The following is a 26533-nucleotide window of genomic DNA, read 5'->3' as shown; positions in this document are numbered from 1 at the left end:
GAGATTCATGGGAACGATTCACGAATTACCGACAATTCTGGCCGATCAAATTGCGGCCGGAGAGGTAATTGAACGACCAGCATCAGTTGTAAAGGAATTGGTAGAAAATGCGATTGATGCACATAGTACGCGGATTGATGTTGAAGTTAAACACGGTGGCATTGACCGAGTACGGGTGACCGATAATGGGGATGGGATTGCCCCAGATCAGGTACGGTTGGCATTTCGACGGTTTGCCACCAGTAAAATTGAAGATCAAGCCGATCTTTTTCGGGTGAACTCGTTAGGTTTTCGGGGCGAAGCCCTGCCGAGCATTGCCTCAGTGGCCCAGGTCGTGATGAAAACCTCAGATGGAGTGCACCCGGGAACTGAAATGCAGATGAAGGGTGGTACCGTGCAGACTGAACTTCCCGCAGCCACGCGACGGGGCACGACCGTTGAGGTTACGGACCTCTTCTTTAATACGCCCAAACGCCGTGATTATTTAAAGTCCAGCAGTACGGAGCTTGGTAAAATTACTGAGATGATGAATCATCTAGCTTTGAGTCATCCAGAAATTGCCTTTAGCTTGGTGCACGAGGGAAAGGAACTGCTGCGCACTTCGGGCCGTGATAACCTGCAGCAGGTGATTGCCGGCATTTACAGTAATCAAAGTATGAAGAAAATGATTGCGGTGCAGGCGGAAAATGACCAATTTCAACTAGCGGGATATACGAGTTTGCCGGAACTAACTCGGGCCAGTCGCAAGTATCTATCAGTGATTGTGAACGGTCGCTTTGTTCAAGATTCCGAATTAAACCGGGCCATTATTGCCGGCTACGGTTCGAAACTGATGGTGGGACGTTACCCGGTGGCTGTCCTTAAAATTACCATGGACCCCAGTCAAATGGATGTAAACGTGCACCCGACGAAGCAATCAGTCCGGTTATTGAACCGAGATAAGTTGGGTCAGTTTATTGAAGCCACGATTTACCAAACGTTGGCGCAACAAAATCTGATTCCAGAAGCCTTGGATAATCAGCACTTTAAGAGTGGGGTGGCACGCCATAATTCGGTTGAGGTGGCCTTGAACTTAACGTCTGGTTCGGAACTACCGGAGACCGCGGAAGCAACTACGGCTTTTGAAACACCAGCAGTAGTAGCGGAAGAAGTTGTCGAAGCTCCACATGAACCCATTATCATTCAGGACCGAGCCGAATTACAGCAATCAGCGGTTCAATCGTTTCAGCGCCGATATCAACAAGAACGTTTGCCTGATGATCCGCTACAAGGAACCATAGAGAAACAAACGGTTGCGAGTACTGCTGAACCAGTCACGGCTCCTGTTTCAGAAGAACGATTTCCGGAACTGCGGTTTGTGGGTCAGGTTCACGGCACCTATTTAGTGGCTGAAAGCGAGCTGGGGCTCTACATTGTTGATCAACACGCGGCCCAGGAACGAATTAATTATGAACGACTGCGGACCGATGTGGGGTCCGTTGCTGCTGACCAGCAGCACTTACTGGTTCCGATTGTCTTAGACTATCCCGCTAGTGATGCGTTGGTGATCAAGCAACATCTGGATGATTTTGCAGCGATTGGATTGGAACTGGAACCGTTTGGGGCCAATAGTTTTATCGTGCGTCAGCATCCAGCTTGGTTTCAAACGGGGGAAGAGGAACAAACCATCCGCGAATTAATTGACTGGGGGCTCGCCCACCAAAAGCTTTCGGTAGCAGCTTACCGGGAACAGGCGGCCATTATGATGAGCTGTAAGCAGGCGATAAAAGCCAACCATCATCTGGATCACAAGCAGGCCCAAGCCCTGTTGGATCAGTTGCATGAGTGTGAAAATCCCTTTAACTGTCCGCACGGGCGCCCGGTTTTGGTTAATTTTTCGCCCACGGATTTAGAGTCCATGTTTAAACGAATTCAAGATCCCCATGAAGCCGAACGATGGGAATTATAACGGAAATGAGGAACAACGGTGTTTGAATATTTAAATGGAATTGTGACTAGCGTTAGCCCCCAGACCATCGTCATTGATGTCAACGGGGTGGGGTACCTAGTGTACGTTGCTAATCCGTACCATTTTGAACGGGCGGATCAAGCCCCCCAAAAAATTTATGTCCACCAAAACGTCACTGACTCCAGTCAAACGTTGTATGGATTTGCGACGGCGGAGGATAAGCAATTATTTGAACAATTACTGAACGTGTCAGGAATCGGAGCTAAAAGTGCTTTAGCCATTATGGCAGGCAACGATAATCAGGGCTTAATTACTGCCATTCAAACGGAAGACGTCCAGTTTCTGACGAAGTTTCCGGGAATCGGGAAGAAGACGGCCCGCCAGATTATTTTGGACCTTCAGGATAAGCTCCAGACGCAAACGGTTGCGCAACCAACGATGGAACAGACGACTCCCGTAACAGAAAATGCCCAGCTAACCGATGCTCTTAGTGCTCTACAGGCGCTGGGATTTAAAGAAAAAGATGTAGTAAAAGTAGGCCAACAATTACAAACCACCGACGAAAATTTAACGACTGATCAGTACCTAAGTCAGGGCTTGAAATTACTTACCAAGTAGAAAGGGGGAATTAACGTGGAGAAGCGGATTATTACGCAGGATTCCGATGACGAGGAACGATCCTTTGAACAAACGCTGCGCCCCCAGACTTTTGCTCAGTACATTGGCCAATCTGAACTAAAACGGTCATTGCGGGTTTACATTGAAGCCGCCAAGCAACGCGAAGAATCACTTGACCACGTGCTACTATTTGGACCACCAGGATTAGGGAAAACCACTCTAGCCACGGTGATTGCCAACGAGATGGGCGTGCATTTAAAAACGACCAGTGGTCCGGCAATTGAAAAGAGTGGGGACTTGGCAGCACTATTAAACGAACTCGAGCCCGGCGACATTCTCTTTATTGATGAAATTCACCGGTTACCCAAGGCCGTGGAAGAAATGCTGTATTCAGCGATGGAAGATTTTTACATTGACATCATAGTGGGTCAGGGTCCCACAGCGCACCCAGTTCACTTTGCTTTACCCCCGTTTACGCTAATTGGGGCAACGACTCGGGCGGGGTTGTTGGACGCGCCCTTTCGGAATCGGTTTGGAATTGTGGAGCACATGAATTACTATCAAACGACTGAACTAGAACAAATTGTGCAGCGGTCGGCCCAGATCTTTCAAACTAAGATTCAACCAGAGGGCGCCCACGAAATTGCCTTACGATCTCGGGGCACACCCCGGATTGCCAACCGGTTGTTAAAACGGGTTCGTGATTTTGCCCAAGTCTTAGGCAAGGAAGAAATTGACGTGGCCAGCGTAGATCAGGCGCTTACGGCTTTAGGTGTTGATAGTGAGGGACTTGATCGCACGGACCGTAAGATTTTAGCGACCATGATTGATTTTTATAACGGGGGACCGGTTGGATTGAACACCCTGGCGGCTAACATCGGTGAGGAAACGGAAACCGTGGCCGAAATGTGTGAACCCTACTTACTGCAAAGTGGCTATTTAAAGCGAACGGCTCGAGGAAGAATGGTCACCCAGGCGGCCTATCAACATTTAGGCCGTCCCTATCCACAGAATGAAACCAAACCCTAGTCGACACAGTTTTTTTTTGCTAAAATTAGGGTAGTAACGAAATTGAGGTGAGAATAATGGGACAATATGCTGGAATTATCGTAATCGTTGTTTTGTTTGCTTTGATGTACTTCTTCATGATTAGACCGCAAAAGCAACAACAACAAAAACACCAAGAAACCTTGAAGACCTTGAAAAAGGGTGACCGCGTGGTAACGATCGGTCGGCTTCATGGTGTGATTGATAACATTGATCGTGAAAAGAACTTGGTTACGATTGATTGTGACGGGGTTTACTTGGATTTTGACTTGAACGCAATTGCAAACGTTGAAAAGGCTCCTGCTGCTACTCAACCAACTGCTAAGTCAGAAGCACCCAAGGATGAACAACCACAACCATCTGAATCTGCTGCTCCCAAAGCAGAACAAGCAAACGATGACCAAGCACAGAAGTAGGAAATTAGTCTGGTAACAGACTTTTTTTCTGGAATGAAAACGAACATACGTTTGGGAAAGGGGTAGTCTGGTGGACGAGCAGGTGGAATTGCAACAGTTAATTAAGCGCCGGATTTTGCACGTTGATATGGATGCCTTTTTTGCTTCCATTGAAGAACGGGAACATCCAGAGTTGGCGCAGGTCCCGTTGGTGATTGCAAAAGATCCCCGTCACACCGGCGGTCATGGGGTGGTTACTACCGCTAATTATCATGCCCGTCAGTTCGGAATTCATTCGGCCATGCCGGCTAGTCAAGCGCTTGAACTTTGTCCCGATGCAGTTTTTAAAGCGCCTGATTTTCCCCTGTTTCGCTCAGTTTCTGACCAAATTCACGAAATTTTTCATGAGTACACGGATCGGATTGAAACCGTTGCCCTCGATGAAGCTTACTTAGATGTGACCACTAACAAACAGGAGTTGGAGGACACAGTGCTATTAGCACACTGGTTACAGAGTGAGATCTGGGAAAAAACCCATTTAACTTGTTCGACGGGGCTTTCTTACAGCAAGTTTTTGGCCAAAGAGGCCTCTGATTACCGTAAACCGGCGGGAGTAACGGTCATTAATCCCGCGGATGCTCATGACTTTCTGATGGCGTTACCGATTGCCAAATACCGGGGCGTCGGGAAAAAGACGCTCCCAAGGATGGAAGCCTTAGGAATTAAAACCGGTGCTGATTTATACCGGTTTTCGGAATTAGAACTAATGAACCAGTTTGGTAAGTTTGGCTATTTTTTGTACCGTCGGGTCCGCGGCATCGATGAACGACCGGTGGAATACCAACGCGAGCGAAAATCGATTGGCAAGGAACGGACCTATAATCCTTCGTTACAAAGTCGAGGCGAGGTGCAGACTCAACTACAAAAGTTAGCCGAGTTAGTGGTGGCGGCGTTACAAGCACACCAAAAACACGGCAAAACAATCGTGGTTAAGGTCCGCTATCAGGATTTTACGACCATTACTAAACGCGTAACTGAAGCGGACTTTTTTGCATTGGATGCGCAAACCCTCTACGAACGAGCGCTCGCTATTTTTGACGAGCTTCCGCCGGCGACCGTGGGAATTCGATTGGTAGGAATTACGGTTACGAACCTTGCCGAATTGAACTTTCAAACCATCAATTTACCGTTAACCACCAGATAGGGGTTTGCGAACGGAACCAGAAAGGTTATACTTAACTGTTAAAACCTTTCACGTCAGGAGTTATGCACCATGAGCATTCAAACAGAAATTTATCAAGAAGTGGCCGCTGCTAATCCGATTATTATCCACCGTCACCAACGGCCGGATCCGGATGCGATCGGCTCTCAGATGGGACTGGCTGCCATTATTAAGGCTAGTTTCCCGGACAAACAGGTCTACTGCGTAGGGAAGCAGTACGAGGGCTTTAAATCCCTGGGGACCACCGATGAGATTAGCGATGAAACCTATCAAAATGCGTTGGTAATCGTAGTTGACACCGCTAATCAACCCCGAGTGGATGATCAACGGTTCACGACCGGAAAAAAGTTAATTAAAATTGACCATCACCCAAACGACGATCAGTTCGGGGATTTAATGTGGGTTAACGATGAAGCTTCCAGTGTGTCCGAAATGATTTATGACTGGTATGACGCTAACCCTGCATTAAAAATGTCCGATCATGCCGCTGAACTGCTGTATACGGGAATTGTGGGTGACACGGGTCGCTTCAAATACCCAGCCACCACGAGTCATACTTTCTGGGTTGCGAGTCAGCTGGCTCAGCACGATTTTTCTACGACGGATGTGGCCCAAAAAGAGGACGAGATTGACATTCCGTTGGCCCATCTAGCCGCCTACGTCTACCAAAATCTACAAATTACGGAGTCGGGAGCGGCCTACGTGTTCCTGACCAACGAAGTGATTGCCCAAATGGAACTCGGTGATGACAGTACGTCGGCCGTGGTTCCACTGCCTGGAAACATCAAGCAGGTTGTTGCCTGGGCCATCTTTGTGCAACAAAAAGACGGCAGTTACCGGATTCGCTTACGCTCCAAGGGTCCGTCAATTAATGAACTAGCCAAATTACATCACGGCGGGGGCCATCCGCTCGCGAGTGGGGCCACCGCCGCCGATGAAACCGAAATTAAAACGGTGGTTGAACAATTAAATCAAGTGACCACTGTTTATGCAACAGAAAGGAACGCTTAATGAGTGCTTCGTTTACAGACTATCATTTTCAGCCGTTTATCATGGAAGCCCTGCAGGAATTAGACTTTAAAAAACCGACCCCCATTCAAGCCCAGGTCATTCCAACGATTCAACACGGTAATAGTATCGTGGGAAAGTCCGCGACGGGAAGTGGAAAGACCCATGCCTTTTTACTGCCGTTGTTCGACCAGTTAGATCCAGCTGACCACCGCCCCCAGGTGATCATTACCACGCCGAGTCGGGAGTTATCCTATCAAATTTACGAAAACATTAAGCAATTGGTACGCCATAGTTCCAGTGTTATTCACGTGGAAAATTACGTGGGTGGGACCGACAAGGAACGCCAGTTAGAAAAATTAGATCGGGAACAGCCACAGGTAGTGGTGGGGACGCCCGGCCGGATCTTAGACATCGTGAAAAGCGGAAAGTTGGAAATTAACGCTGCCCGGCGGTTGGTGATTGATGAAGCCGATATGACCTTGGATTTGGGCTTTTTAACGGAAGTAGACCAAATTGCGGCTCGAATGGCGAAGGACCTGCAGATGATGGTCTTTTCCGCCACCATTCCGCCCAAGTTGAAACCTTTCCTGCAAAAATACCTGAAAAATCCAGTGATTACTGATATTCCCACGGAACACGTGATTAATGCAGACGTTTCTAACTGGTTAATTTCTACTAAAGGTCAGGACAAGAACCGGTTAATTTTTCAATTGTTAACCATGGGGAATCCGTACCTGGCGTTGGTCTTTGCCAACACGCGCGGACGGGCCGACGAACTGGAAAAGTATTTACAAGAGCAAGGATTAAAAGTAGCGAAGTTGCATGGGGGAATGCAACCCCGAGTCCGTAAGCGGGTGATGAAACAGATTCAAAACCTCGACTTTCAGTACGTGGTGGCAACGGATTTGGCCGCCCGAGGAATTGATATTACTGGAGTGTCATTGGTCATTAATGATGATTTGCCGTCTGATTCCGAGTACTTTGTGCACCGCGTGGGACGAACCGGGCGAAACGGGATGCCGGGAACGGCCATTACGCTCTACGCCCCTGATGAGGAAGCAAAAATTGCGGAGTTAGAAGCAAAGGGTGTGCAGTTCCAGCCCAAGGAAATTAAGCATGGTGAAGTGGTTGATACCTATGACCGTCGACGCCGGCAACAGTACCGCGGGCATCACGACCAGCTTGATGGTTCCACGCTGGGTATGATTAAGAAAAAGAAAAAACACGTTAAACCTGGTTATAAAAAGAAAATTAAGCGCGCCATTAAAATTAAAGATGATCAGAACCGAAAGATTGAACTGCGCCAACAAGTTCGCGCCAAGAAGAAACAGAAAAAGCGCAGTTCGCAGCGTTATCAATAATTGACAAGCTGGCCTAATTCTGACTATAATTTGCTTGTGGATATCCGTTTAAAACTGGCTTCTAACAGAGAGGACGAACAGCTGAAAGCGTCTGAAGTGGCTTTTGAATTTGGGCTCCCACGTATGAACTAACGCTCCCCGCGTTATCAGGGCTAAAGAGGTTAACGACAACATCGTTGCAAACAGAGTGGTACCGCGTTTCGGCGTCTCTGGTCGCAACGATGTTTTTTCTATAAGGAGGAAAAAATGAAACAACTTACTAGTGGTCAAATTCGCCAAATGTTTCTTGATTTTTTTCAGGAAAAAGGACATGAAATTGTTCCCAGTGCATCACTAATTCCGAAGGATGATCCGACGTTACTATGGATCAACTCCGGAGTAGCGACCATGAAGAAATACTTCGATGGTTCGGTTGCTCCCGCTAATCCACGGATGACCAGTTCGCAAAAAAGCATTCGGACCAACGACATTGAAAACGTGGGGCGGACGGCTCGGCACCAAACGTTGTTTGAAATGTTGGGGAACTTCTCGGTGGGTGACTACTTTAAAAAAGAAGTGATTCCGTGGGCCTTTGAACTCTTAACCAGCGACAAGTGGTTTGGCTGGGATAAGGAGCGGTTGTATGTTACCTATTATCCAGAAGATAAGGAAACCAAAGAGTTGTGGGAACAAGTCGGGATTGCTCCGGATCACTTGATTCCTGCTGAAGATAACTTCTGGGACATTGGTCAGGGACCTTCTGGACCAGACTCTGAAATCTTTTACGACCGGGGGGAAAAGTACGATGACTTAGCACCCGATGATCCAGAAAATTATCCGGGTGGGGAAAACGAACGGTACCTCGAAGTTTGGAACATCGTCTTTTCCCAATTTAACCATACGGCGGAAGGAACCTATGAACCACTGCCCCGGAAAAACATTGATACGGGAATGGGATTAGAACGGGTGGTTTCGGTCTTTCAAGATGCCCCCACGAACTTTGAAACCGACCTGTTTTTACCGTTAATTAAAAAAACGGAAACTTTCAGCGATAAGCGGCACTATGGTGACAACGCCACTGACGATATTGCCTTTAAGGTAATTGCCGATCACATCCGGGCGATTACCTTTGCGATTGGTGATGGTGCCCTGCCTTCTAACGAAGGGCGTGGCTACGTAATCAGACGGTTACTACGGCGGGCCACGGTCAATGGGCATCAACTTGGAATTGACGGAGCCTTTTTGTATCAACTAGTTCCGGTGGTTGGTGAAATTATGCAATCTCACTACCCACACGTCCTAGAACAAAAGGATTACATCCAAAAGATTGTGAAGAGTGAAGAAGACCGGTTTAACGCGACCCTGAACGACGGAATTAAGCTCCTGGATGATTTAATCCAAAAAACTAAGGAAGCCGGCCAAACGGAAATTGCCGGTAAAGACGCCTTTCAGTTGTATGACACCTATGGTTTCCCACTTGAATTAACGGAAGAATACGCTCAAGACCGAGGCATCCACGTTGATGAAGCTGGTTTTGATCAAGAAATGGAACAACAGCGGAATCGCGCCCGGTCAGCCCGGGGTAGCAAAGGATCCATGAAGGTCCAACGGGACTTATTATTGGACATTAAAACACCGAGTGAGTACGTGGGTTACGAGCAGCTCACCGTTCCTGCGGCTGAGCTCCAGGACATAATTGTAGATGAGCAACTCGTTGACGATGCTAAGGTTGGGACTGCTGAATTAATCTTTGACCGGACCCCGTTCTATGCAGAAATGGGTGGACAAGTGGCTGACATTGGAACGATTTACAACGAAGCCGGTCAAGCGGTCGCTACGGTGACGGACGTGCAACATGCTCCTAACGGACAGAACTTGCACACGGTTAAGGTTACTGGTGAACTGAAAAAGGGCGATCATTACCGGTTAGACGTGGATCGTCAGTTCCACGCGGGAGTGGAACGCAACCACACGGCAACCCACTTGTTGGATCAATCACTGCGCAATGTGTTAGGTGGTCACACGGAACAGGCCGGTTCGTTGGTAAAACCAGATTACCTGACCTTTGACTTCAATCACTTTGGCTCGGTTACAAAAGAAGACTTAGCCAAGGTTGAACGGATGGTCAACGACCATATCTTTGCTGCACTGCCGGTTGAAACGGTGGTGACGGACCAAAAGACTGGAAAAGAAATGGGCGCCATTGCCTTGTTTGATGACAAGTATGGAGACAAGGTCCGGGTTGTGAAAGCCGGGGATTTTTCGGTGGAATTCTGTGGTGGTGATCACGTGCATAACACCAGTCAAATTGGGTTGTTCAAAATCATCTCTGAAAGTGGAGTGGGAGCCGGAATTCGTCGGATTAAGGCGGTTACTGGTAAATACGCCTTTGACTACCTAAACGACGAAGAAAAGATGTTGAATGAAATTTCCCAAACGGTGAAGGTTCCGACCAACGAACAAGCGCCTGGTCGGGTGAAGGAACTCCAAGCCCAAATTAAGGAACTGGAAAGCACCCAGGAATCGTTAGAGGCGAAGTTAGCCAACCAGGAAGCCCAGGATCTCTTCACGAATCCGGAGACGATTAACGGCGTGACCTTAATTACCGGACAATTAGAAAATGCTAACATGAACCAACTGCGCGAACTAGCCGATACTTGGCGAAACGAAGCTCGTTCCAACGTCTTGGTATTAGGAACGGCAACGGATGGAAAAGCCAACTTACTGGTTGCCGTTGATGAAGCTCACGTAAAGGATGGAATTAAGGCCGGGGATTTGATTAAAGCCATTGCCAGTCATATTCAAGGGGGCGGAGGTGGTCGTCCGAACCTTGCCCAAGCTGGAGGAAAGAATCCAGCGGGGCTACCCGACGCTTTCAAGGCTGCTGCTGATTGGTTAGCAACAAAGTAATTAGTACCCTTCCAAATGATAGGATGTTAAAATGAAGATCATGGGATTAGACGTGGGATCCAAAACGGTGGGCGTGGCCATCAGTGATGCTTTAGGCTGGACCGCTCAGGGAGTCGAAATTGTTGCCATTGATGAAGCTGAAAAGGAATTCGGCTTAGAGCGGATTGGCGAACTAATCGCTGAAAACGACGTTCAACTAGTCGTGATTGGGCTACCCAAAAACATGAACAACACTTCGGGTCCCCGGGTGAAGGCTTCCAAACGTTACGGTAAAATGGTTCGAGCTAAGTTCCACGTTCCCGTGGAATTTGAAGACGAACGGCTCACCACGGTGGAAGCGGAACGGATGCTGATTGAAAAAGCAGACGTATCCCGTGCCAAGCGCAAACGCGTTATTGATAAAGTCGCAGCAGAGTTGATTTTACAGGGATACCTGGATCGCAATCACGTTTAAGGAGGAATTAAACGATGGCTGAAGAACCACAAGCAGAACAAATTACCCTCGTTGATGAGGATGGTAACGAAATTTTATATAACGAATTATTCACCTTTTCGTCAGAGGATTACGGACGTTCTTACATTCTGATGTATCCTGCTTCTGAAGAAGGCAACGACAGCATTAACATTGAAGCTTATGCCTTGCCGAAGGGAGCCGATCCGACGGCACCAGATGATGCTGATTTGGAACCGATTGAAAGCGACGAGGAATGGGAAATGGTCCAAGAAACGTTAAACACGTTCTTAGATCCAAATGGCAAAATGTAGCGCTGCACCAGAAGAGGGGACCAACACGTTAGTGTTGGTCCCCTTTTTCCCGTCATCATGATAAAATAGACCATATTGGAGGGATTGACGTGAATAATAAACGAAGATTTAAAACCCGAATTGGCAAGAAAGAGTACACGTTAATTGGAGCGGCATCTGATCAACACATGCGGGCCGTGGCTAAAATTTTAAACGATGACTTAACGAAACTACAGAGCCAATCCCAAAACCTGAGCGAAGAAGATGCGGCCATTTTATTGGCCTTTAATGCCATTTCAGAGCAGTTAGACAAACAGTTGGAATTAGATCAGCTCCGTACCAAATTACAACATGATGATCCAGATGAATCAGACACAACTAGATAAACAAGGGGTTGTTAGTCTATGAACGATAAAATTTTACAAACATTAGAATATCAGCGAATTAAAGACCAAATCGCACCGTTTCTAGTAACGGAAGCCGGGCGCACCGAATTGCAACAACTCCTGCCTAGTTCAGATCAAGCTACTGTTCAGCGCTGGTTAGATGAAACCGACGATGGGGCTCATTTACACCGCTTGAATCGGACGATCCCGTTACCGAAAATAAAGGACATTAAGCCGGCCGTGCAACGGCTAGCGGTGGGGGCCAACTTAAACGGGAAAGAATTGGCGCGCATTAACGCGGTGCTCTTAGCTAGTTTACGAGTGCAGCGTTTTTTTTGCTGATCTCGCTGCTGACCATGTGGAGCTCAACTTATTGGATCAAGAAGCCACGACTTTTGCGGTGCTTCCAGAAATTAGTGAACGCTTACGCCGGTCTGTCGACGAAAACGGCTTTTTAAAGGACGAGGCGTCGTCAACGCTGCGCTCCATTCGGCGCCGGATTTTGCAGTTGCAAGGAACGATTAAGGGGCGGATGGAAAGCTACATGCACGGTAAAAAGGTGAAGGACCTGAGTGAGACGGTGATTACCATCCGGGACGATCGCTACGTAATTCCGGTTAAGGCGGAAGCCAAACAAAAATTTGGCGGCATTGTCCATGATCAAAGTGCAACGGGACAAACTCTCTACATCGAACCGGCCAGTGTGGTCGGGTTAAACAATGATTTACGGAGTGAACAGATTAACGAACGCGAAGAGATTAAACGGATCTTACGGGAACTTTCTGATTTACTTCGCCCTGAACAAGCGGCTTTACGGCAAAATGCCGAAAAACTAGGTCATTTTGACTTTATTAATGCGAAAGCTCGGTCGGCGGCCCAGCTAAAGGCGACGAAACCAGCTTTATCCGCTACCAATCAGGTGGAATTGAAGCAGGCCCGGCACCCACTGATTGACCAGGCCAAAGTGGTGGGCAACGATTTAACCTTGGGATTTAATTACCGCCAAATTATCATTACTGGACCCAATACCGGGGGGAAAACCATTACCATGAAAACGTTGGGGGTATTGGAACTGATGGCGCAGTCAGGGTTATTTGTCTCCGCGAATGAAGGCAGTCAAGTGGGACTTTTTGACGAAATTTTTGCAGACATTGGGGATGAACAATCCATTGAGCAAAACTTGAGTACGTTCTCCTCCCACATGGATAATATTATTCAGATTTTGCGGCAAACCACGAAGAAGAGTCTAGTGCTGATTGATGAACTGGGAGCCGGAACTGATCCACACGAAGGAGCCGCGCTAGCGATTTCCATTTTGGATGCGATTGGTACCAAACAAAGTGAAGTTTTGGCTACCACTCACTATCCAGAGTTGAAGGTGTACGGTTATAATCGTCCGGAAACCATCAACGCCTCGATGGAGTTTGACGAAGCCACTTTGCAGCCAACCTATCGCTTATTAATGGGGATTCCCGGCCAGAGTAATGCCCTAAGCATTGCCGCTCGGTTAGGTTTACCCGCTGATATAGTTGCAGAGGCCCGGTCGTTGACTAGCCAGGATAGTCAGGAAATTAATCGCATGATTAGTCAACTGACCAAGCAAACGAAGGCGGCAGATGAGCGCGCCCGGAATTTGGAACAGCAGTTGGCAGAGGCAACCGATTTACACGCTGAACTGCAAACAAAGTTCAACCAATTTACGGAACAACGTGATCAGCTAATGAATACCGCCAAGCGGGATGCTAATCAAATTGTTTCGCGGACCAAACGCGAAGCCAATGCGGTGATTGCTGATTTACATCGGAAGCAAAAGCAGGGCGCTAACATTAAAGAACACGAGTTAATTGCGGACCAGGGGAAACTGAATGCGTTAGAGCAACACCCAGAACTACAACATAATCGGGTGTTACGGCGTCAAAAAGCTCGCAAGGCCTTTCACGTGGGCGATGACGTTCTGGTGAAAACCTACGGGCAACGTGGGGTATTATTAAAAAAAGTGGGGAATCATGACTGGGAAGTAGAACTCGGGATTCTGAAAATGAAGGTAGCTGAGAGTGACCTGGAAAAAGTTAAACCCGAAGTACCACAGCGCAATGCGAAGGCTAGCGTCCGGCGAACCAAATCTAGTGGTTTATCTACGACTTTAGATTTACGGGGTGTGCGTTATGAAGAAGCAATGCAGCGCTTAGACCGCTACATTGATGCTGCTTTACTGTCCGGTTATCCGTCGGTGACCATCATCCACGGAAAGGGGACCGGTGCGTTACGGTCGGGAGTCACTAACTACCTCAAACGAAACCGACAGGTCGCTTCCTTTGGATTTTCACCGGCAAATGCTGGTGGTGATGGTTCAACGGTGGTAAAATTCAAATAAGCTTAAATAATTGTAATTTAGAGTAAAGTTGTTATACTTACAGATAGTAAGTTAATAAAGGAGGAAATTAACATGGTACACGAAATTACGGATGCTAATTTTGCTGCTGAAACAGCAACTGGAACAGTGGTCGTTGATTTTTGGGCTCCTTGGTGTGGCCCTTGTAAGATGCAAGGTCCAGTCGTTGAGGAATTAGCTAACGAAGAAACGGACATCAAGTTCTGCAAGATGAACGTTGATGATAACCAACAAACTGCCGGTCAATTTGGAATTATGAGTATTCCAACGCTTTTAATTCTTCAAGACGGTAAAGTGGTTGACCAAGTGGTTGGTTACCACCCAAAGGCTCAATTACAAAAGACTTTGGCGAACTACACGGCCTAAGCAAAAAAGGAAGCTCAATCATGAGCTTCCTTTTTTTATGGAGTTTGATCGTGAATAACGGCAATCATGACCACCAGGATGCCAATGCCAAAGAGGCAGAGGCAGTAAACGTTGTCTAAAAAGTGATTAAACCGCTCCTGTTGGGGAGAGAGTGATTTTCCCGTCCTAATAAGGTAACTAACCCCTTGCAACAATAAACAGATTAGCATGATGATGACTAGTCCCGCGGCCACGATTTCTTTTTTACTCATCGAATCACTTCTTTCTCGATCAATCTTTCACATTTATTATATTATGAAAAAGAAAAAAGGAGCCGAATAACGTCTCCTTTTTCACTAGATTATAAATTTTCTTCGATTTCTTCGTCACTTTCGCCAGGTAATTCAGAATCAGCGTTCCGGTAACCATAGGCAAAGTAGATGATTACACCGATTAAGAACCAAACTACGGAGTAAATCTTAGCTTGGATGTCTAGACCCATGAACACCGCTAAGGAGCCTAAGAAACCTAAGATTGGCAGAACGGGGAAGAATGGTTGCCGGTAAGCAGCCTTCGGTAAAGTTTTCCCTTCCCGTTTTCTGAGAGGGTACATGGCTAAGGAAACCGCCATGAAGGCAATCAAAGTTCCGGCAGAGATTAACTGAGCGAGGAAGGTGAACGGGAAAATAGCTCCCATGACGATTCCTACGGCCGTGATAATCCAGAGGGCGTTGGCCGGAATATTTTTCTTGTTCAGTTTACCTAGCCCTTTTGGAAGCATTTTATCTCGTCCAAACGAGTAAATTAACCGAGAACCAGCCATCATCATTCCAATCAGAGCCACTAACATTCCCACGACGGCTACGGCTTGAACGACGGAAGCAATGATCACGTGCCCTTCCTGTCGTAAGGCCCAACCAACTGGTTCAGCGTTACCAGCGTACATGCTGTACTTGAACATTCCCACTAAGACCAAAGAAACAGCAACGAAAAACATCGTTCCAATGATTAGGGAACCAATGATTCCGCGAGGCATCGTTTTTTGCGGGTTCTTGGCTTCAGCAGAGTTAGCGGCAATCGAGTCAAATCCAATGTAGGACAAGAAGATGGTTGAGATTCCGGCGTAGATTCCTTGCCAGCCTCCAAACATGGTTCCGTCGGCGTTCATGTGTGGTTTCGGGAAGAACGGAACATAGTTTTGCGCCTTGATGGCAGTGGCACCAACTACCACGAAAGTTACGATGGCTAACAGTTTTAGGACCACTAGCACATTGGCCACTTTAGTGGTTTGTGAGTCACCCCGAAGGAGAATAAACGTTACTAAGGCAACCACTAATACGGCAATCAAGTCAAAGACTCCACCGTTCGTACCCAAGGGGTAAGCAATCGCGTTGGGAAGTTTCCACCCGAGCGGGGAAATAAGCCCCTTCACGTTTGCCGATAGTCCCGCGGCCACGAAGGCTACCGCAATCAGATATTCGGCCAGTAAAGCCCAGCCGACCACCCAACCCCAGAACTTTCCGAAGAGAACGGAAATCCAGGAGTAGGCTGATCCGGCAAATGGTAAAACTGAGGCCATTTCAGCGTAGTTCATGGCTACTAATCCGGCCACGACGGCAGCCAGTAAAAAGGAAATTACCACGGCGGGACCGGTATAGTTAGCGGCCACCACGCCGGGTAACGTAAAGATGGAAGTGGATAAAATTGTTCCTAATCCAAGGGCCAAGAAGTCTTTAACGGTTAACGTTTTTTCCAATTTCTGATCCTTATTGGCATAGAAACGAAAATCAACCTTTTCGTTCATTTTTTTGAAGATATTTTTCATGTGCTCCTCCTTTGAAGCTTGTTGAATCTTGAATTAGGAATTCAACTAGTTTTGGTAGGTCCCATTGGTAACATTCAAAACCCAGGTTGGAAATGATGGTGCGCTAAATGAAGTTCGTCCCTCCTTTTTATGAAAAAAACCACCCAGAATCTAGAAGAAACTGGATGGTTAAAAGGCATGAAGCAAGTCCATCACAGTTTCTCGATGAATCTGTGTGGACTTAAACAAGTTTCCAATGGTTAGAAACAGGTTGCATTATCCACACGTCGTGTAATTAATCCGACTAAAATGAATAATGCAATTACACTGGTAGACAGCTCGGCCATTGGAAAAACTCCTTTGTTTAAGATTTTGTAAAAGTATAAGCTGAATCCAGATGGCTGTCAACCATCATTTTGATTGTTTTTTGAGGCGACGAGTTAGGGACCAGGTGGTTAGAAGTCCGCAAGCCGTTAAGAAGGCACCTCCGAATCCAAGGGAGGGAATGCCCAGGTGATCGACAATTAAGCCACCACAGGCGGAACCAACCGCGATTCCCACGTTACTAAAGATGGGATTAAACGAAGAGGCCAGGACTAAGGACTGGGGATAAGCTGTTTCCGCGATGGACATGTAGAACAACTGCAGGGTGGAACCAGCTAGATAGATGGTAAAGCCCATGATTAAAATGGCACCAAGTACCACCCAGGCGACGTTAAAAAATAGAGAAGTGGCTAGCAGAGCCACTAATTGGAGGGTGTAAAATTTGATGCTACGAGGTAAGCCGTTGTGAGCAGCCAAATTTCCACTATATTGATTACTTAATAGGGAAGCAACACCGTACAAAAGCAGGAAAAATGTAACAAAAGTTAAACTGTAACCCAAGTGATTGGTTAGAATCGGGGTCGCGTAAGTGTAGACCACGTAGACACCCCCGAGGTTAAAGACAGGAATTAAGATTCCTAGTTGAATGCGATGATCAGTGAAGATCTGAAACTGTTCCGTAAAGTGTTTGACGGGTTGTTGGTGTAACGAACCGGGCAAGGAAAAATCAAATAACACGAGAACAATTCCAGCCAGCACGGCAATGATTAAAAAGATCAGGCGCCAGCCAAATAGGCCGCTGAGCCACGTTCCCACCGGAACTCCGAAAACGGAGGCAATGCTAAAGCCCGAAAAGACCCAGGCCACAATCCAGGCCCGTTTGGATAGCGGGGCGATGTGGGTCGCAAACGTAATCGTGATGGAAATGGTAATTCCCGACACAAGGGCGGTGATGACACGTGCCACCGTCAACATGGTAAAACTGGACGCTACGGCAGCCAGTAAATTACCCAGAATAAAGCAGCTGAGCACCACGTTCATGACCTTTTTCAGCGAACTTTTCCCAATCAGTAACGATAAAATGGGGGTCGAAATGGCATAGATGAGGGCAAAAATGGTCGTTAAAAAGCCAACACTAGCAAAACTGACTTGAAATGTTTTCGCAATGTTTCCTAAGACCCCGATGATAATAAATTCGCTCATGCCTAGGATAAAGGCAATGGCAATTAAAATGAGGGTTTGAACCTTAAATTCTTTCATTGATAGACCTCCTGTTGCTTTTTAGTCGTCTCCTCAGCTTACCAAAAAAATGTATAATGTTTAAAGATGTTTAAAGTAAATGGGGAAAAATAATGGCAAAAATAAAAGTGAAGCGACCTTCTCTCCTAATTATGTTGCTGTTACTAGGGTGGAGTGCGCTTTTAATCGGAATTTTTTCGTACAGTTCACCGCTGTATGACTTTAACTATACTGGCGATAATAATAACTATCTAACGGTGGGCAAGGCATTAATGCACGGAATGGTGACCTACCGGGACGTCTTTGAACAAAAGGGTCCCTACGTGTATTTGCTGTACGGATTAGCTAGTAAAATTTCTTTTACCACCTTCTGGGGAGCGGCCCTCTTTGAGATAATTGGTCTGTGGCTAATTACGCTAGTGACGTGGAAATTGGATAGTTTATGGTTTAAGCAACGAAACGCCGTCTTATTAGCATTAGCTTCCGTAATCCTGGTGCTGATGGAGCCCTACTATAGTTATGGTGGAACGGTGGAATTCTGGGTTTACCCAGCCATTCTCAGCGCATTATTGGTGGTCTGCCAATTTGATCAGGGATTGCCCGAGTTACCGAAATGGCAATGGATTTTCCAGGGATTCCTGGTCGGAGTGATCTTTTTGGCAAAGTACAGTCTCTTAGGGACTTGGATTGCTTTTTTTGGTGGGTTAGCTATCTGGTTAATCCTGCAAAAAAATTGGCGTGAGTTCGGCCGGATGATTGGTTGGGCTGGACTGGGATTTAGTTTGAGTACGATTCCCTGGTTGCTTTATTTTGCCTGGCAGCGAGCGCTACCGGCTTTCATCCGCGTTTATTTTATTGATAACCTAACCCTCTACAGTAAAAACCGGGGGACCCCTTTGCAAAAGTTGGGGCATTCTGGTTTAGAGTTAGCTCATTTTCTAACTTTAGAACAACCGATTCTAGGGATCATAGTCGTTTTGGGGTTGGGCTTTTTAATTTGGCAACGAACTATCATACGTCACCCCACCAAATGGTTATTAATTGTGATGATGTTGAGCAATGCGCTGTTTGCGCTCTATGGGGGTCAGTTTGGTCCGTACTACGATTTGGCCTATTTTCCAGATCTATTGTTCTGTGCGTTGTTGGTACTTGTAGGCTTAAAGACGTTGTTGTCATCAGTCACTAAGTGGCGGTGGAACCAGCATCCGGTGCGTAATGATGTGCTCTTTTTAATTGTCCTGGGAGGTTCGCTAATGTTATTGAACCAAAATCCGTGGTCCTCGCGGTTGGTTCCCAATAATCCTTCGGTCACACTCCATCCCACTGCCCAACGTCAAGAACCGGCTCAGCTGCAATTTGGCAAAATTATGCGTCAACAAAGTCAGGGCCGACCGACCTTGTTGACGTTTGATTTCTTGGAAAATGGCTTTTATCTAACCGCTGGGGCATATCCAACCGTTTACTTTTTTGAAAAAAATAACATTCCCGAAACAAAACTTCCGGCGATGTTAGCGACGGGGATTAACGCGATGAAACGAAAACAGGTTGAATGGGTGGTAATTGCGACGCCACCCACTAATAACTGGGAACGAGGTAAGAGTTTGCAAACCCGGCAGGGACGCCAGGGAGTACGCGTGATCCAACGAAATTATCGGTTGGTAGCAACTCATTCCCAACTGTCCCAGGGAAACCCAACGCAGTACTGGTTATTTAGAAGCAAATAAAAAAGAGGTGGTTAAAGCCTCTTTGTGATTATTTAGGATCTGATTGTGGAAATACAACTGTGGGGTTCGCAATTTGTTCAGGAGCTGGTTGATTAGGATCGGTAACCACGGTAATTTCAATGCCGCCGGTCAGTTTCTTTTTGGATTCGGCTTCCGATAGACTGCCACTGTTTTGTTCCTGCGTTTGGGCTAGAAATCCGGTTTCTAACATAAATTCGCAGTCCTTATTCATCTTTAACCGGTTATTAATTGGTTGTCCGGTTAATTGCCAAACCACTTTTTGACTCGATTCCTTTTGTTTATTTAGGGTTCCCCAGTGGTTAGCAGCAAAAAAAGCCGGTAAATCAGAATTAGTAACCGGAAATTTAATGGCTAAATTTTTCCCGGCCCAGTATAAAATGTCACTTAAATCATCATTTAACAGATCTGGTAGTAGTTCATCGCGAAGGATAAAATTATTCCAGTCAGTTAAATCGGGGACTAAAGCTTGGTACTTATTAAAATCGCTTGGGTTTTGTTTACTCATATTGTTAATTGCTCCAATCAAAAGACTTTGCTCTTCATTCTATCATAACGACCGATTGAAAAAAGAATCATTTATTTTTATAGTATAATGAATTTAACGAAAGGGGAGATGAAAATGAACGAAGCGCCACTGGCTTTTATGGATTCTGGCGTTGGTGGGCTCACGATTTTAAAACCAGCGTTTGCCCAGTTACCTGCGGAAAATACCCTGTTTTTTGGGGACGAAGCGCATTTACCGTATGGTGAAAAGCAACCCCAACAAGTAATTGATTATTCTTTACAGATTGGACGCTTTTTTGTAAAAAAACAAGCAAAGCTGATGATTATTGCTTGTAACACTGCGTCAGCTTTAGCACTACCTACCTTACAGGCTGAATTACCGATTCCAGTGCTTGGAGTTGTGGAAGGCGGTAGTCGAGCGGCGATTCAAGCTACAACCAATCATAAGATTGGGATAATCGCAACCCGGGCGACGGTTAACAGTCATGCCTATCAACGTGCCATCCACCGACTTTCTTCCCAAGCGGAAGTGGTTGAGCTAGCCTGTCCGACCTTTATTCCGTTGGTAGAACAAGGGGATTACCACAGTGAACGAGTGCAACAGATGGTAATCGACGGCTTAGCGCCCTTGCAGGGCAGTGGAATTGACACGCTCGTTTTAGGCTGTACGCATTTTCCCATTATTAGAGAATTGATTCAATCCGTAATGGGACCTACAGTTACCCTCGTTGATCCTGGAGCAGAAACGATTGCTGAAGCTCATCAAGTTTTAGAACAACGGCAGTTACTAGCTCAAGACCAGCATCCGTTTCATGATTTTTATACTTCAAGTGATCCCGAACGGTTTCAGCAAGTGGGATCACAATGGCTCAATCGAAAGGTGGACGTACAGTTGGTCACGCCAAGCCAACTTTCAAGTTATGACAACTAAACCAGAAATTGTAATTGCATCAAGTAATCCAAACAAGATTCGAGAATTTAAGGAGATGCTGGAACCTCTGGGTTTTACGATTAAATCGATTGCTGATTTTGATAATATTCCGGCGATTGATGAGAACGGGAAAACCTTTGAAGAAAACGCAACGATTAAGGCGCAAACGGTGGCTCAGGCTTTACAAGTTCCCGTATTGGCCGACGATTCGGGGTTAGTGGTTCCAGCTATTAATGGAGAACCGGGGATTTATTCGGCTCGATATGCAGGAGATCATGATGATGAAGCCAATAACCAGAAGTTGTTGAAACGATTGCAACATTCAGATGATCGGAATGCCTATTTTCACACGTCCCTCGTGGTCATGAAACCGACCGGAGAAAAACTGCACGTGACGGGGATTGTATCTGGAGAAATCCTGACGGAACCTCGCGGTGAGAATGGTTTTGGTTACGATCCGTTATTTTACGTGCCCACGCTGCAAAAAACATTAGCGGAATTAACCGATGATGAAAAGAATCAAGTTAGTCACCGGGGTCGAGCTTTAGAGAAGTTACAACAAGTTTTGAACGACTGGTGGTAAAAAAACAACCTACTTTTTCAAAAAGTAGGTTGTTTTTTTATTTAGTTTTAAAGGGGGTTGCTGCCGGTGTGCTAGCGGGAGTAGTTGGTTTTTTCGGTGGTTGAACTGTTTGCGGAGATAAAGGTAGTTCAATTCCGGCAGTTTGGATGGCCGTTAGATAAGCCTGGAGGTAATCAGCCTGCACGTCATCCTCTGTACCACTCTTACAAGTAATGCAGGACTCAATTGCTAATGAACCATCGGAGAGGTAGACGGTTCCAAAGATTAGTGGTTCACCAATGACAGCCTTGTCTTGACCCGCCTTTTCTTGATTCACTTCTTTCATGATTGATTCAATCTTTTTGATGGGAGCATCGGGGGTAATCCTAATATCGACTAAACTAGTTAAATCACCACGAGAAAGATTGGAAATGATCGAAATGTTCCGGTTGGGAATAAAGTTCAGGGTTCCAGTTCCACTGCGGACCTGGGTTGTCCGTAAACCGACTGCCGCTACGAATCCGTCGATTCCGTTAATTTTAACGTGTTCTCCGACCTCAATTTGTCTTTCAGAGAGAATAAAGAAACCACTAACGATATCACTAACAAATCCTTGGGCTCCAAGTCCAATTGCTAAACTAAAGATTCCCGCTCCGGCAATCAGGGTACCCACCGGAATTCCCATTACGGACAGGATGGAGTACAACCAAAAGAACAAGATAATGTAGTTGTAGGCATTTTCCAAGAGACTGTAGATGGTTTTGTTGCGTTTTCGCCCGGGATCGGTCGCCAAATTGGTCGCTTTTTTCTGCTGTTTGACGTCGCGGTGGTGAAAAACGTGGTAAATAATGCTTTTTCCCACCTTTGCAATGATTAAAAATAGCACTGAGAGGAACACAATGGTGACAAGCTTAGAAGTCAAATCAGTCAGAATTTGATTCCAATTAAAACTATTTAAATACCGGTTAATGAAGGTATTGTTAGTGTACTGGATTAAATTAGCGGATGTTTGACTGAGCAGAGTGGCTAGTTGCATAATCAGTCTCCTTTTTTAAAGTGATTTATTCTCCCATTTTAGCAAAAGTTTCCCCCTAAATTAAAGTGAGATTGTACGTAAGATTGGTTTAAGATTGTTTTAAATTATGATTAATGCTATTCTTAACCTGTTAGAAACCATCTAGGAGGTAAGTTATGACAATTGGAGGAATTGCAGCTTTAATTGCTGCTTTAGCATTTTTGCTGTTAGTAATCTTTTTATGCGTTACCTTAGTTCGCGTGGTCAAGGTTTTGGATGGTGTTTCGGAAAACTTAGAAAAAGTGACTGGAAACATTGATCAACTCAGCCGCCAAACGGATGAATTATTGACTACGGTTAACGCGAAGTTGAACCAAGTTGAACCAGTATTCCAGGCAGCTGCTGACCTGGGAACGACTGTTTCAGACGTTAATAATGGAACTCGAGCTACCATTGAAAACATTAAGAACCGGGTGGAATTATTTACGAAGACTTCTGTTTTTGGAATTGCTGCGAACCGAATTTCTAAGTACTTTGCCAAACGCAAGGATAAGAAAGCGACTAAATCAGTCAAACAAAGTGGTAATTAATTAAATTTAGGAGAAATCACAATGGATATGAAAAAAGGTTTATTGTTAGGAAGCGTCTTAGGTGGAGCAGCTGCATACTTAGCCTTTCGGACGTTAGATGCTGAAAAAGAAGCAGAAATCCGGAAGCGGATTCTCGAATCTGCGGAAGATGCTAAAGATCGGGCCGTTGATTACGCTTTTTACGCTGCTGATGCATTAGCAGATGCCCGTGAAATGGTAAACGATAAGGTGACGGATTACAAAGATTCTTTATCTGATACCTCAACCAAGGTTAACGCGAAGTTGAATGATTTGAAGGATGATCTCAGTCAATTACAAGACTACTTAAACACGACGCCAGTTCCGAAAGACCAATTGGCCGAGGAAGAAAAGGGCGACGAATCAGACGACATTACGGTTGATATGGACGATGCGTTTTCTCCTAAGAATGATGGAGACGATCCGGTCGTTCCACCTCATGCTGATCACCAAAAATAAACAAAAAAAAGTCCGATGAGGGCTTTTTTTGTTGGCAAATTTCTTGAATGAAAACGGTTTCTTTGGTATTCTAAAGGGAGATACATGCATTTTAGAAAAGAGGGAGCGCCTTGAAAAAAAAGCAAACGGTAACGATTTATGATGTAGCCCGGGAGGCCCAGGTTTCCATGGCAACTGTTTCTCGAGTCGTTAATCATAATCACAACGTTAAACCAGCTACAGAAAAAAAAGTTATGGAGGTAGTAAAGCGGTTAAACTATCGTCCGAATGACGTTGCCCGGGGACTAGCTAGCAAAAAGACCACCACGGTGGGAGTGATTATTCCCAACGTAACTAATTCTTATTTTGCAGCGTTGGCGCGGGGTATTGATGATATCGCCGAAATGTACCAATATAACATCATTCTGACTAATTCTGATGGGGACGAGCAAAAAGAGGTTAAAGCTCTAAACACGTTATACTCCAAACAAGTTGATGGGATTATTTTTATGGGCAATGAGCTTAGTCCGGCCGTTCGTGATGAATTTAAGGCGGAACGAATCCCAGTCGTTTTGGCTGGTTCAGTTGATCCCCAAAATGATTTCCCCAACGTTAACATTGATTACCGCCAAGCCGTTTCTAGCCAGGTTGATCAGTTGTTGAACACTGGCAATCAACGAGTGGCCTTTGTGGCTGGAAGATTAAACCGCGCCATTAACCAGGATTTCCGGCTTCCAGGGTATCAAGCTGCCTTACAGTCCCACCAGGTTCCATTCGACGATCAGCTTTTATTTGAAGCTGCTAATTACGACGATGGTTATGAACTTTGTGATCAATTGTTAGCCCACCAAGCTACGGCTGCAATGGTTAGTAATGACGATGCAGCCGCTGGAATTATGAATGGGATGAATGATCGTGGCGTTCAGGTTCCCGAACAGTTTGAAGTGGCCACCAGTGATAACACTAAAATCACGGAAATGACCCGCCCGACCTTGTCCACGATTACACAACCGCTGTATGACGTGGGAGCGGTCGCAATGCGATTGTTGACCAAGCTAATGGATAATGATGAAATTGAGCAAAGACAAGTTTTACTACCATTTGGAATGAAACAGCGCGGCTCAACCAAAGGTGCGTAGGTTGATTATAGCAACGGTTGTTGCTATAATTGAAAATGTTAATTTCGAATTTCGAATTACGGAAGGAGTGCTTTAGAAATGTCAGGACATTCAAAATGGCATAACATTCAGGGCCGTAAAAACGCTCAAGATGCTAAGCGAGGAAAAATTTTCCAAAAAATCTCAAGAAACTTATATCAAGCCGCTAAAGCAGGTGGAGTTGATCCAGACGGGAACCCCCAATTACGGTTAGAATTGGAAAAAGCACGGGCAGCTAACATGCCAAAGGACAACGTTCAACGTGCTTTGGATAAAGCGTCTGGAGTTGGCGGAGCTAAGTTCGAAGAAGTAACTTACGAAGGTTACGGGCCTGGTGGAACTGCCGTAATGGTTTCTACTTTGACTGATAACAAAAATCGGACCGCTGCTGCAATTCGGTCTGCCTTTACTCACCACGGTGGTTCCCTTGGTACCAATGGTTCGGTTTCTTACATGTTTGATCGGAAGGGTTACATTGTTGTTTTACGTGACCAAACTGATGATGACGAAGATTCTATGTTAATGGCAGCACTAGATGCTGGTGCCGACGATATGAAGGCGACAGTAGATGAATACCAAATTTTCACTGAACCAAGTAGTATGGCAGCCGTTCGTGATGCTCTTCAAGACGCTGGTTATCAACTGGATAACTCCGAAGTTCGGCTGTTCCCACAGACTACAACAGAAGTTCCAGAAGATAAGGTCAGTCAATACACTGGCTTAATTGATGAACTGTCTGATAATGACGACGTTCAAGACGTTTATGAAGCAGCTGTTTTGCCAGAAGACGTCGAATAACATTTAAATATTTACTCAAAAGTCGCAATCTTTGTGAAGATTGCGACTTTTTTTGCGTATTTACAGACAAAGGATGTGAATAAGCATGGAAATTAAGCAACTATTTCAGGAAATACTAACCTTAGCCATTGAAAAGCGAGCTTCCGACGTGTACTTTTTACCCAAAAGTACCAATTATGAGGTTAAAATGCATACGGTCACAGGAGTAATTCAACTTTCAGAGTTAGATAAAGAAATTGCACAACGCGTCTTAACTTATTGTAAATATCGAGGTGGGATGTCAATCACGGAAAAACGGCGTCCCCAGCTAGGGGCGTTGCATTTTCACTGGCGGGACCGTTTTTTCCGAATTCGGTTAGCCACTGTAGGTAGTTTCAATCAGCATGAAGCATTAGTGCTCCGGATTATCTACGATGGTGATGATCAACATTGTCAATTTTTTAATCCCCAAATTCTGTCCCAACTACGACAGCTAACCCACCACCGTGGATTACTGTTGTTTGCAGGCCCCACTGGATCTGGTAAGACTACGACCATCTACGAGTTGGCTCGGTCGCTCCCAGCTACCGAAATGATTATGGCAATTGAGGATCCAGTAGAGATTTTTGAAGATCGTTTCTTACAGTTAGAGGTCAACGAACAAGCGGGGATGACTTATTCCAATCTCTTAAAGGTGGGCTTACGACAACGACCAGATGTATTTATCATTGGGGAAATCAGAGATCAGGAAACGGCCCAAATTGCGATTCGAGCTTCACTATCTGGGCATCTGGTCTTAAGTACCATTCATGCTAAAAACTTGGCTGGGATTGAAGCTCGCCTGTTGGATTTAAACGTTACCAAAGCTCAGTGTCAAGCAGCCTTGACTGCTACAGTATACCAGCGGTTACTTCCGAGTACGCAAACGGGAACCAAGGCACTAGTAGCTTGGCAAGGCGGTTTGCAAACACAAGCAAAGGGACGGAGTTGGCAGGTAGAGTTACAACGAACGAAAGAGGAGGGGTTGATTACAGATGAATGTTTTCAAAAATTTGCCAATGGGTAAAAAGC

General features: G+C 45.8%; 25 protein-coding genes and 1 pseudogene. 21 read left to right on the top strand and 5 right to left on the bottom strand.

Annotated features, from left to right (window positions below; translation table 11 throughout):
* The first annotated feature begins 7 nt into the window (after nt 1-7).
* The 13 genes and pseudogenes from mutL to trxA all read left to right on the top strand — a co-directional run bounded on the left by mutL (nt 8) and on the right by trxA (nt 14379).
* Nucleotides 8-1948 (top strand): DNA mismatch repair endonuclease MutL, encoded by a 1941-nt coding sequence (gene mutL / locus M3M37_RS03370; protein ID WP_252795743.1) that lies wholly within the window; start codon nt 8-10, stop codon nt 1946-1948.
* Nucleotides 1949-1966: 18 nt separating this feature from the next.
* Nucleotides 1967-2566: a Holliday junction branch migration protein RuvA gene (ruvA, locus tag M3M37_RS03365; RefSeq protein WP_252795741.1), complete on the top strand. Its 600-nt coding sequence runs from the start codon at nt 1967-1969 to the stop codon at nt 2564-2566.
* A gap of 9 nt (nt 2567-2575) precedes the next feature.
* Nucleotides 2576-3595, top strand: coding sequence for a Holliday junction branch migration DNA helicase RuvB (gene ruvB / locus M3M37_RS03360; RefSeq protein WP_252795911.1), 1020 nt, complete (start codon nt 2576-2578; stop codon nt 3593-3595).
* A 56-nt stretch (nt 3596-3651) separates the two neighbouring features.
* The gene (yajC, locus tag M3M37_RS03355) at nt 3652-4029 is read left to right on the top strand and encodes a preprotein translocase subunit YajC (RefSeq protein WP_252795740.1); all 378 of its coding nucleotides are present in this window, start codon (nt 3652-3654) and stop codon (nt 4027-4029) included.
* 127 nt (nt 4030-4156) lie between these two features.
* Entirely contained in the window at nt 4157-5212 is a 1056-nt protein-coding gene (dinB, locus tag M3M37_RS03350) for a DNA polymerase IV (RefSeq protein WP_252795910.1), read from the top strand.
* A 69-nt stretch (nt 5213-5281) separates the two neighbouring features.
* Nucleotides 5282-6241: a DHH family phosphoesterase gene (locus M3M37_RS03345; RefSeq protein ID WP_252795738.1), complete on the top strand. Its 960-nt coding sequence runs from the start codon at nt 5282-5284 to the stop codon at nt 6239-6241.
* Complete coding sequence (locus M3M37_RS03340) at nt 6241-7602, top strand: DEAD/DEAH box helicase (protein ID WP_252795736.1); 1362 nt, start codon at nt 6241-6243, stop codon at nt 7600-7602. The genes M3M37_RS03345 and M3M37_RS03340 overlap by 1 nt, the downstream gene beginning before the upstream one ends.
* A gap of 246 nt (nt 7603-7848) precedes the next feature.
* Nucleotides 7849-10491 (top strand): alanine--tRNA ligase, encoded by a 2643-nt coding sequence (alaS, locus tag M3M37_RS03335; protein ID WP_252795734.1) that lies wholly within the window; start codon nt 7849-7851, stop codon nt 10489-10491.
* 31 nt (nt 10492-10522) lie between these two features.
* Nucleotides 10523-10945, top strand: a complete 423-nt coding sequence (gene ruvX / locus M3M37_RS03330) for a Holliday junction resolvase RuvX (protein WP_252795733.1) — start codon at nt 10523-10525, stop codon at nt 10943-10945.
* A 14-nt stretch (nt 10946-10959) separates the two neighbouring features.
* Nucleotides 10960-11256 carry a DUF1292 domain-containing protein gene (locus tag M3M37_RS03325; RefSeq protein ID WP_252795731.1) on the top strand — a complete coding sequence of 99 codons (297 nt, stop codon included), beginning with the start codon at nt 10960-10962 and terminating at the stop codon, nt 11254-11256.
* A gap of 89 nt (nt 11257-11345) precedes the next feature.
* A complete protein-coding gene (locus M3M37_RS03320) occupies nt 11346-11621 on the top strand; it encodes a cell division protein ZapA (RefSeq protein ID WP_252795729.1) in 276 nt (91 codons plus the stop codon).
* An 18-nt stretch (nt 11622-11639) separates the two neighbouring features.
* Nucleotides 11640-13995, top strand: a pseudogene (locus M3M37_RS03315) (endonuclease MutS2).
* A gap of 72 nt (nt 13996-14067) precedes the next feature.
* Nucleotides 14068-14379: a thioredoxin gene (trxA, locus tag M3M37_RS03310; RefSeq protein WP_252795728.1), complete on the top strand. Its 312-nt coding sequence runs from the start codon at nt 14068-14070 to the stop codon at nt 14377-14379.
* Nucleotides 14380-14414: 35 nt separating this feature from the next.
* On the opposite strand, the gene M3M37_RS03305 is transcribed toward trxA, so the two are convergent.
* The 3 genes from M3M37_RS03305 to M3M37_RS03295 form a co-directional block, all read right to left on the bottom strand.
* A complete protein-coding gene (locus M3M37_RS03305; protein ID WP_252795727.1) occupies nt 14415-14630 on the bottom strand; it encodes a hypothetical protein in 216 nt (71 codons plus the stop codon).
* Nucleotides 14631-14719: 89 nt separating this feature from the next.
* A complete protein-coding gene (locus M3M37_RS03300) occupies nt 14720-16183 on the bottom strand; it encodes an APC family permease (protein ID WP_252795726.1) in 1464 nt (487 codons plus the stop codon).
* 390 nt (nt 16184-16573) lie between these two features.
* Complete coding sequence (locus M3M37_RS03295) at nt 16574-17746, bottom strand: MFS transporter (RefSeq protein WP_252795725.1); 1173 nt, start codon at nt 17744-17746, stop codon at nt 16574-16576.
* A 92-nt stretch (nt 17747-17838) separates the two neighbouring features.
* Here M3M37_RS03295 and M3M37_RS03290 point away from each other — a divergent pair, with 92 nt between their 5' ends.
* The gene (locus tag M3M37_RS03290) at nt 17839-19449 is read left to right on the top strand and encodes an ArnT family glycosyltransferase (protein ID WP_252795724.1); all 1611 of its coding nucleotides are present in this window, start codon (nt 17839-17841) and stop codon (nt 19447-19449) included.
* Nucleotides 19450-19477: 28 nt separating this feature from the next.
* Here the strand turns inward: M3M37_RS03290 and M3M37_RS03285 are convergent, their stop codons facing one another.
* Nucleotides 19478-19975, bottom strand: a complete 498-nt coding sequence (locus tag M3M37_RS03285) for a DUF2507 domain-containing protein (RefSeq protein WP_252795723.1) — start codon at nt 19973-19975, stop codon at nt 19478-19480.
* A 114-nt stretch (nt 19976-20089) separates the two neighbouring features.
* On the opposite strand from M3M37_RS03285, the gene murI reads away from it, so the two are divergent.
* Entirely contained in the window at nt 20090-20905 is an 816-nt protein-coding gene (murI, locus tag M3M37_RS03280) for a glutamate racemase (protein WP_252795722.1), read from the top strand.
* Nucleotides 20895-21488 carry an XTP/dITP diphosphatase gene (locus M3M37_RS03275; RefSeq protein ID WP_252795720.1) on the top strand — a complete coding sequence of 198 codons (594 nt, stop codon included), beginning with the start codon at nt 20895-20897 and terminating at the stop codon, nt 21486-21488. Before murI ends, M3M37_RS03275 begins: the two co-directional genes overlap by 11 nt.
* Nucleotides 21489-21525: 37 nt before the next feature.
* Here M3M37_RS03275 and M3M37_RS03270 read toward each other — a convergent pair whose 3' ends face one another.
* The gene (locus M3M37_RS03270; protein WP_252795718.1) at nt 21526-22503 is read right to left on the bottom strand and encodes a mechanosensitive ion channel family protein; all 978 of its coding nucleotides are present in this window, start codon (nt 22501-22503) and stop codon (nt 21526-21528) included.
* Nucleotides 22504-22658: 155 nt separating this feature from the next.
* On the opposite strand from M3M37_RS03270, the gene M3M37_RS03265 reads away from it, so the two are divergent.
* The 5 genes from M3M37_RS03265 to comGA all read left to right on the top strand — a co-directional run bounded on the left by M3M37_RS03265 (nt 22659) and on the right by comGA (nt 26528).
* On the top strand, nt 22659-23072 hold the full coding sequence (locus M3M37_RS03265) for a DUF948 domain-containing protein (RefSeq protein ID WP_252795716.1): 414 nt from the start codon (nt 22659-22661) through the stop codon (nt 23070-23072).
* 21 nt (nt 23073-23093) lie between these two features.
* Nucleotides 23094-23549, top strand: a complete 456-nt coding sequence (locus M3M37_RS03260) for a hypothetical protein (RefSeq protein ID WP_252795715.1) — start codon at nt 23094-23096, stop codon at nt 23547-23549.
* Nucleotides 23550-23716: 167 nt separating this feature from the next.
* Nucleotides 23717-24667, top strand: a complete 951-nt coding sequence (ccpA, locus tag M3M37_RS03255) for a catabolite control protein A (RefSeq protein WP_252795909.1) — start codon at nt 23717-23719, stop codon at nt 24665-24667.
* Between the two features lie 78 nt (nt 24668-24745).
* Nucleotides 24746-25483, top strand: a complete 738-nt coding sequence (locus M3M37_RS03250; protein WP_252795713.1) for a YebC/PmpR family DNA-binding transcriptional regulator — start codon at nt 24746-24748, stop codon at nt 25481-25483.
* 85 nt (nt 25484-25568) lie between these two features.
* Entirely contained in the window at nt 25569-26528 is a 960-nt protein-coding gene (gene comGA, locus M3M37_RS03245) for a competence type IV pilus ATPase ComGA (protein ID WP_252795711.1), read from the top strand.
* Nucleotides 26529-26533: the final 5 nt, after the last annotated feature.

Origin of the sequence: Fructilactobacillus carniphilus (genome assembly GCF_024029675.1) — a bacterium.
In the GTDB taxonomy this organism is placed as follows: Bacteria; Bacillota; Bacilli; order Lactobacillales; family Lactobacillaceae; genus Fructilactobacillus; species Fructilactobacillus carniphilus.
This window is presented reverse-complemented; position numbering and strand designations above follow the sequence as displayed.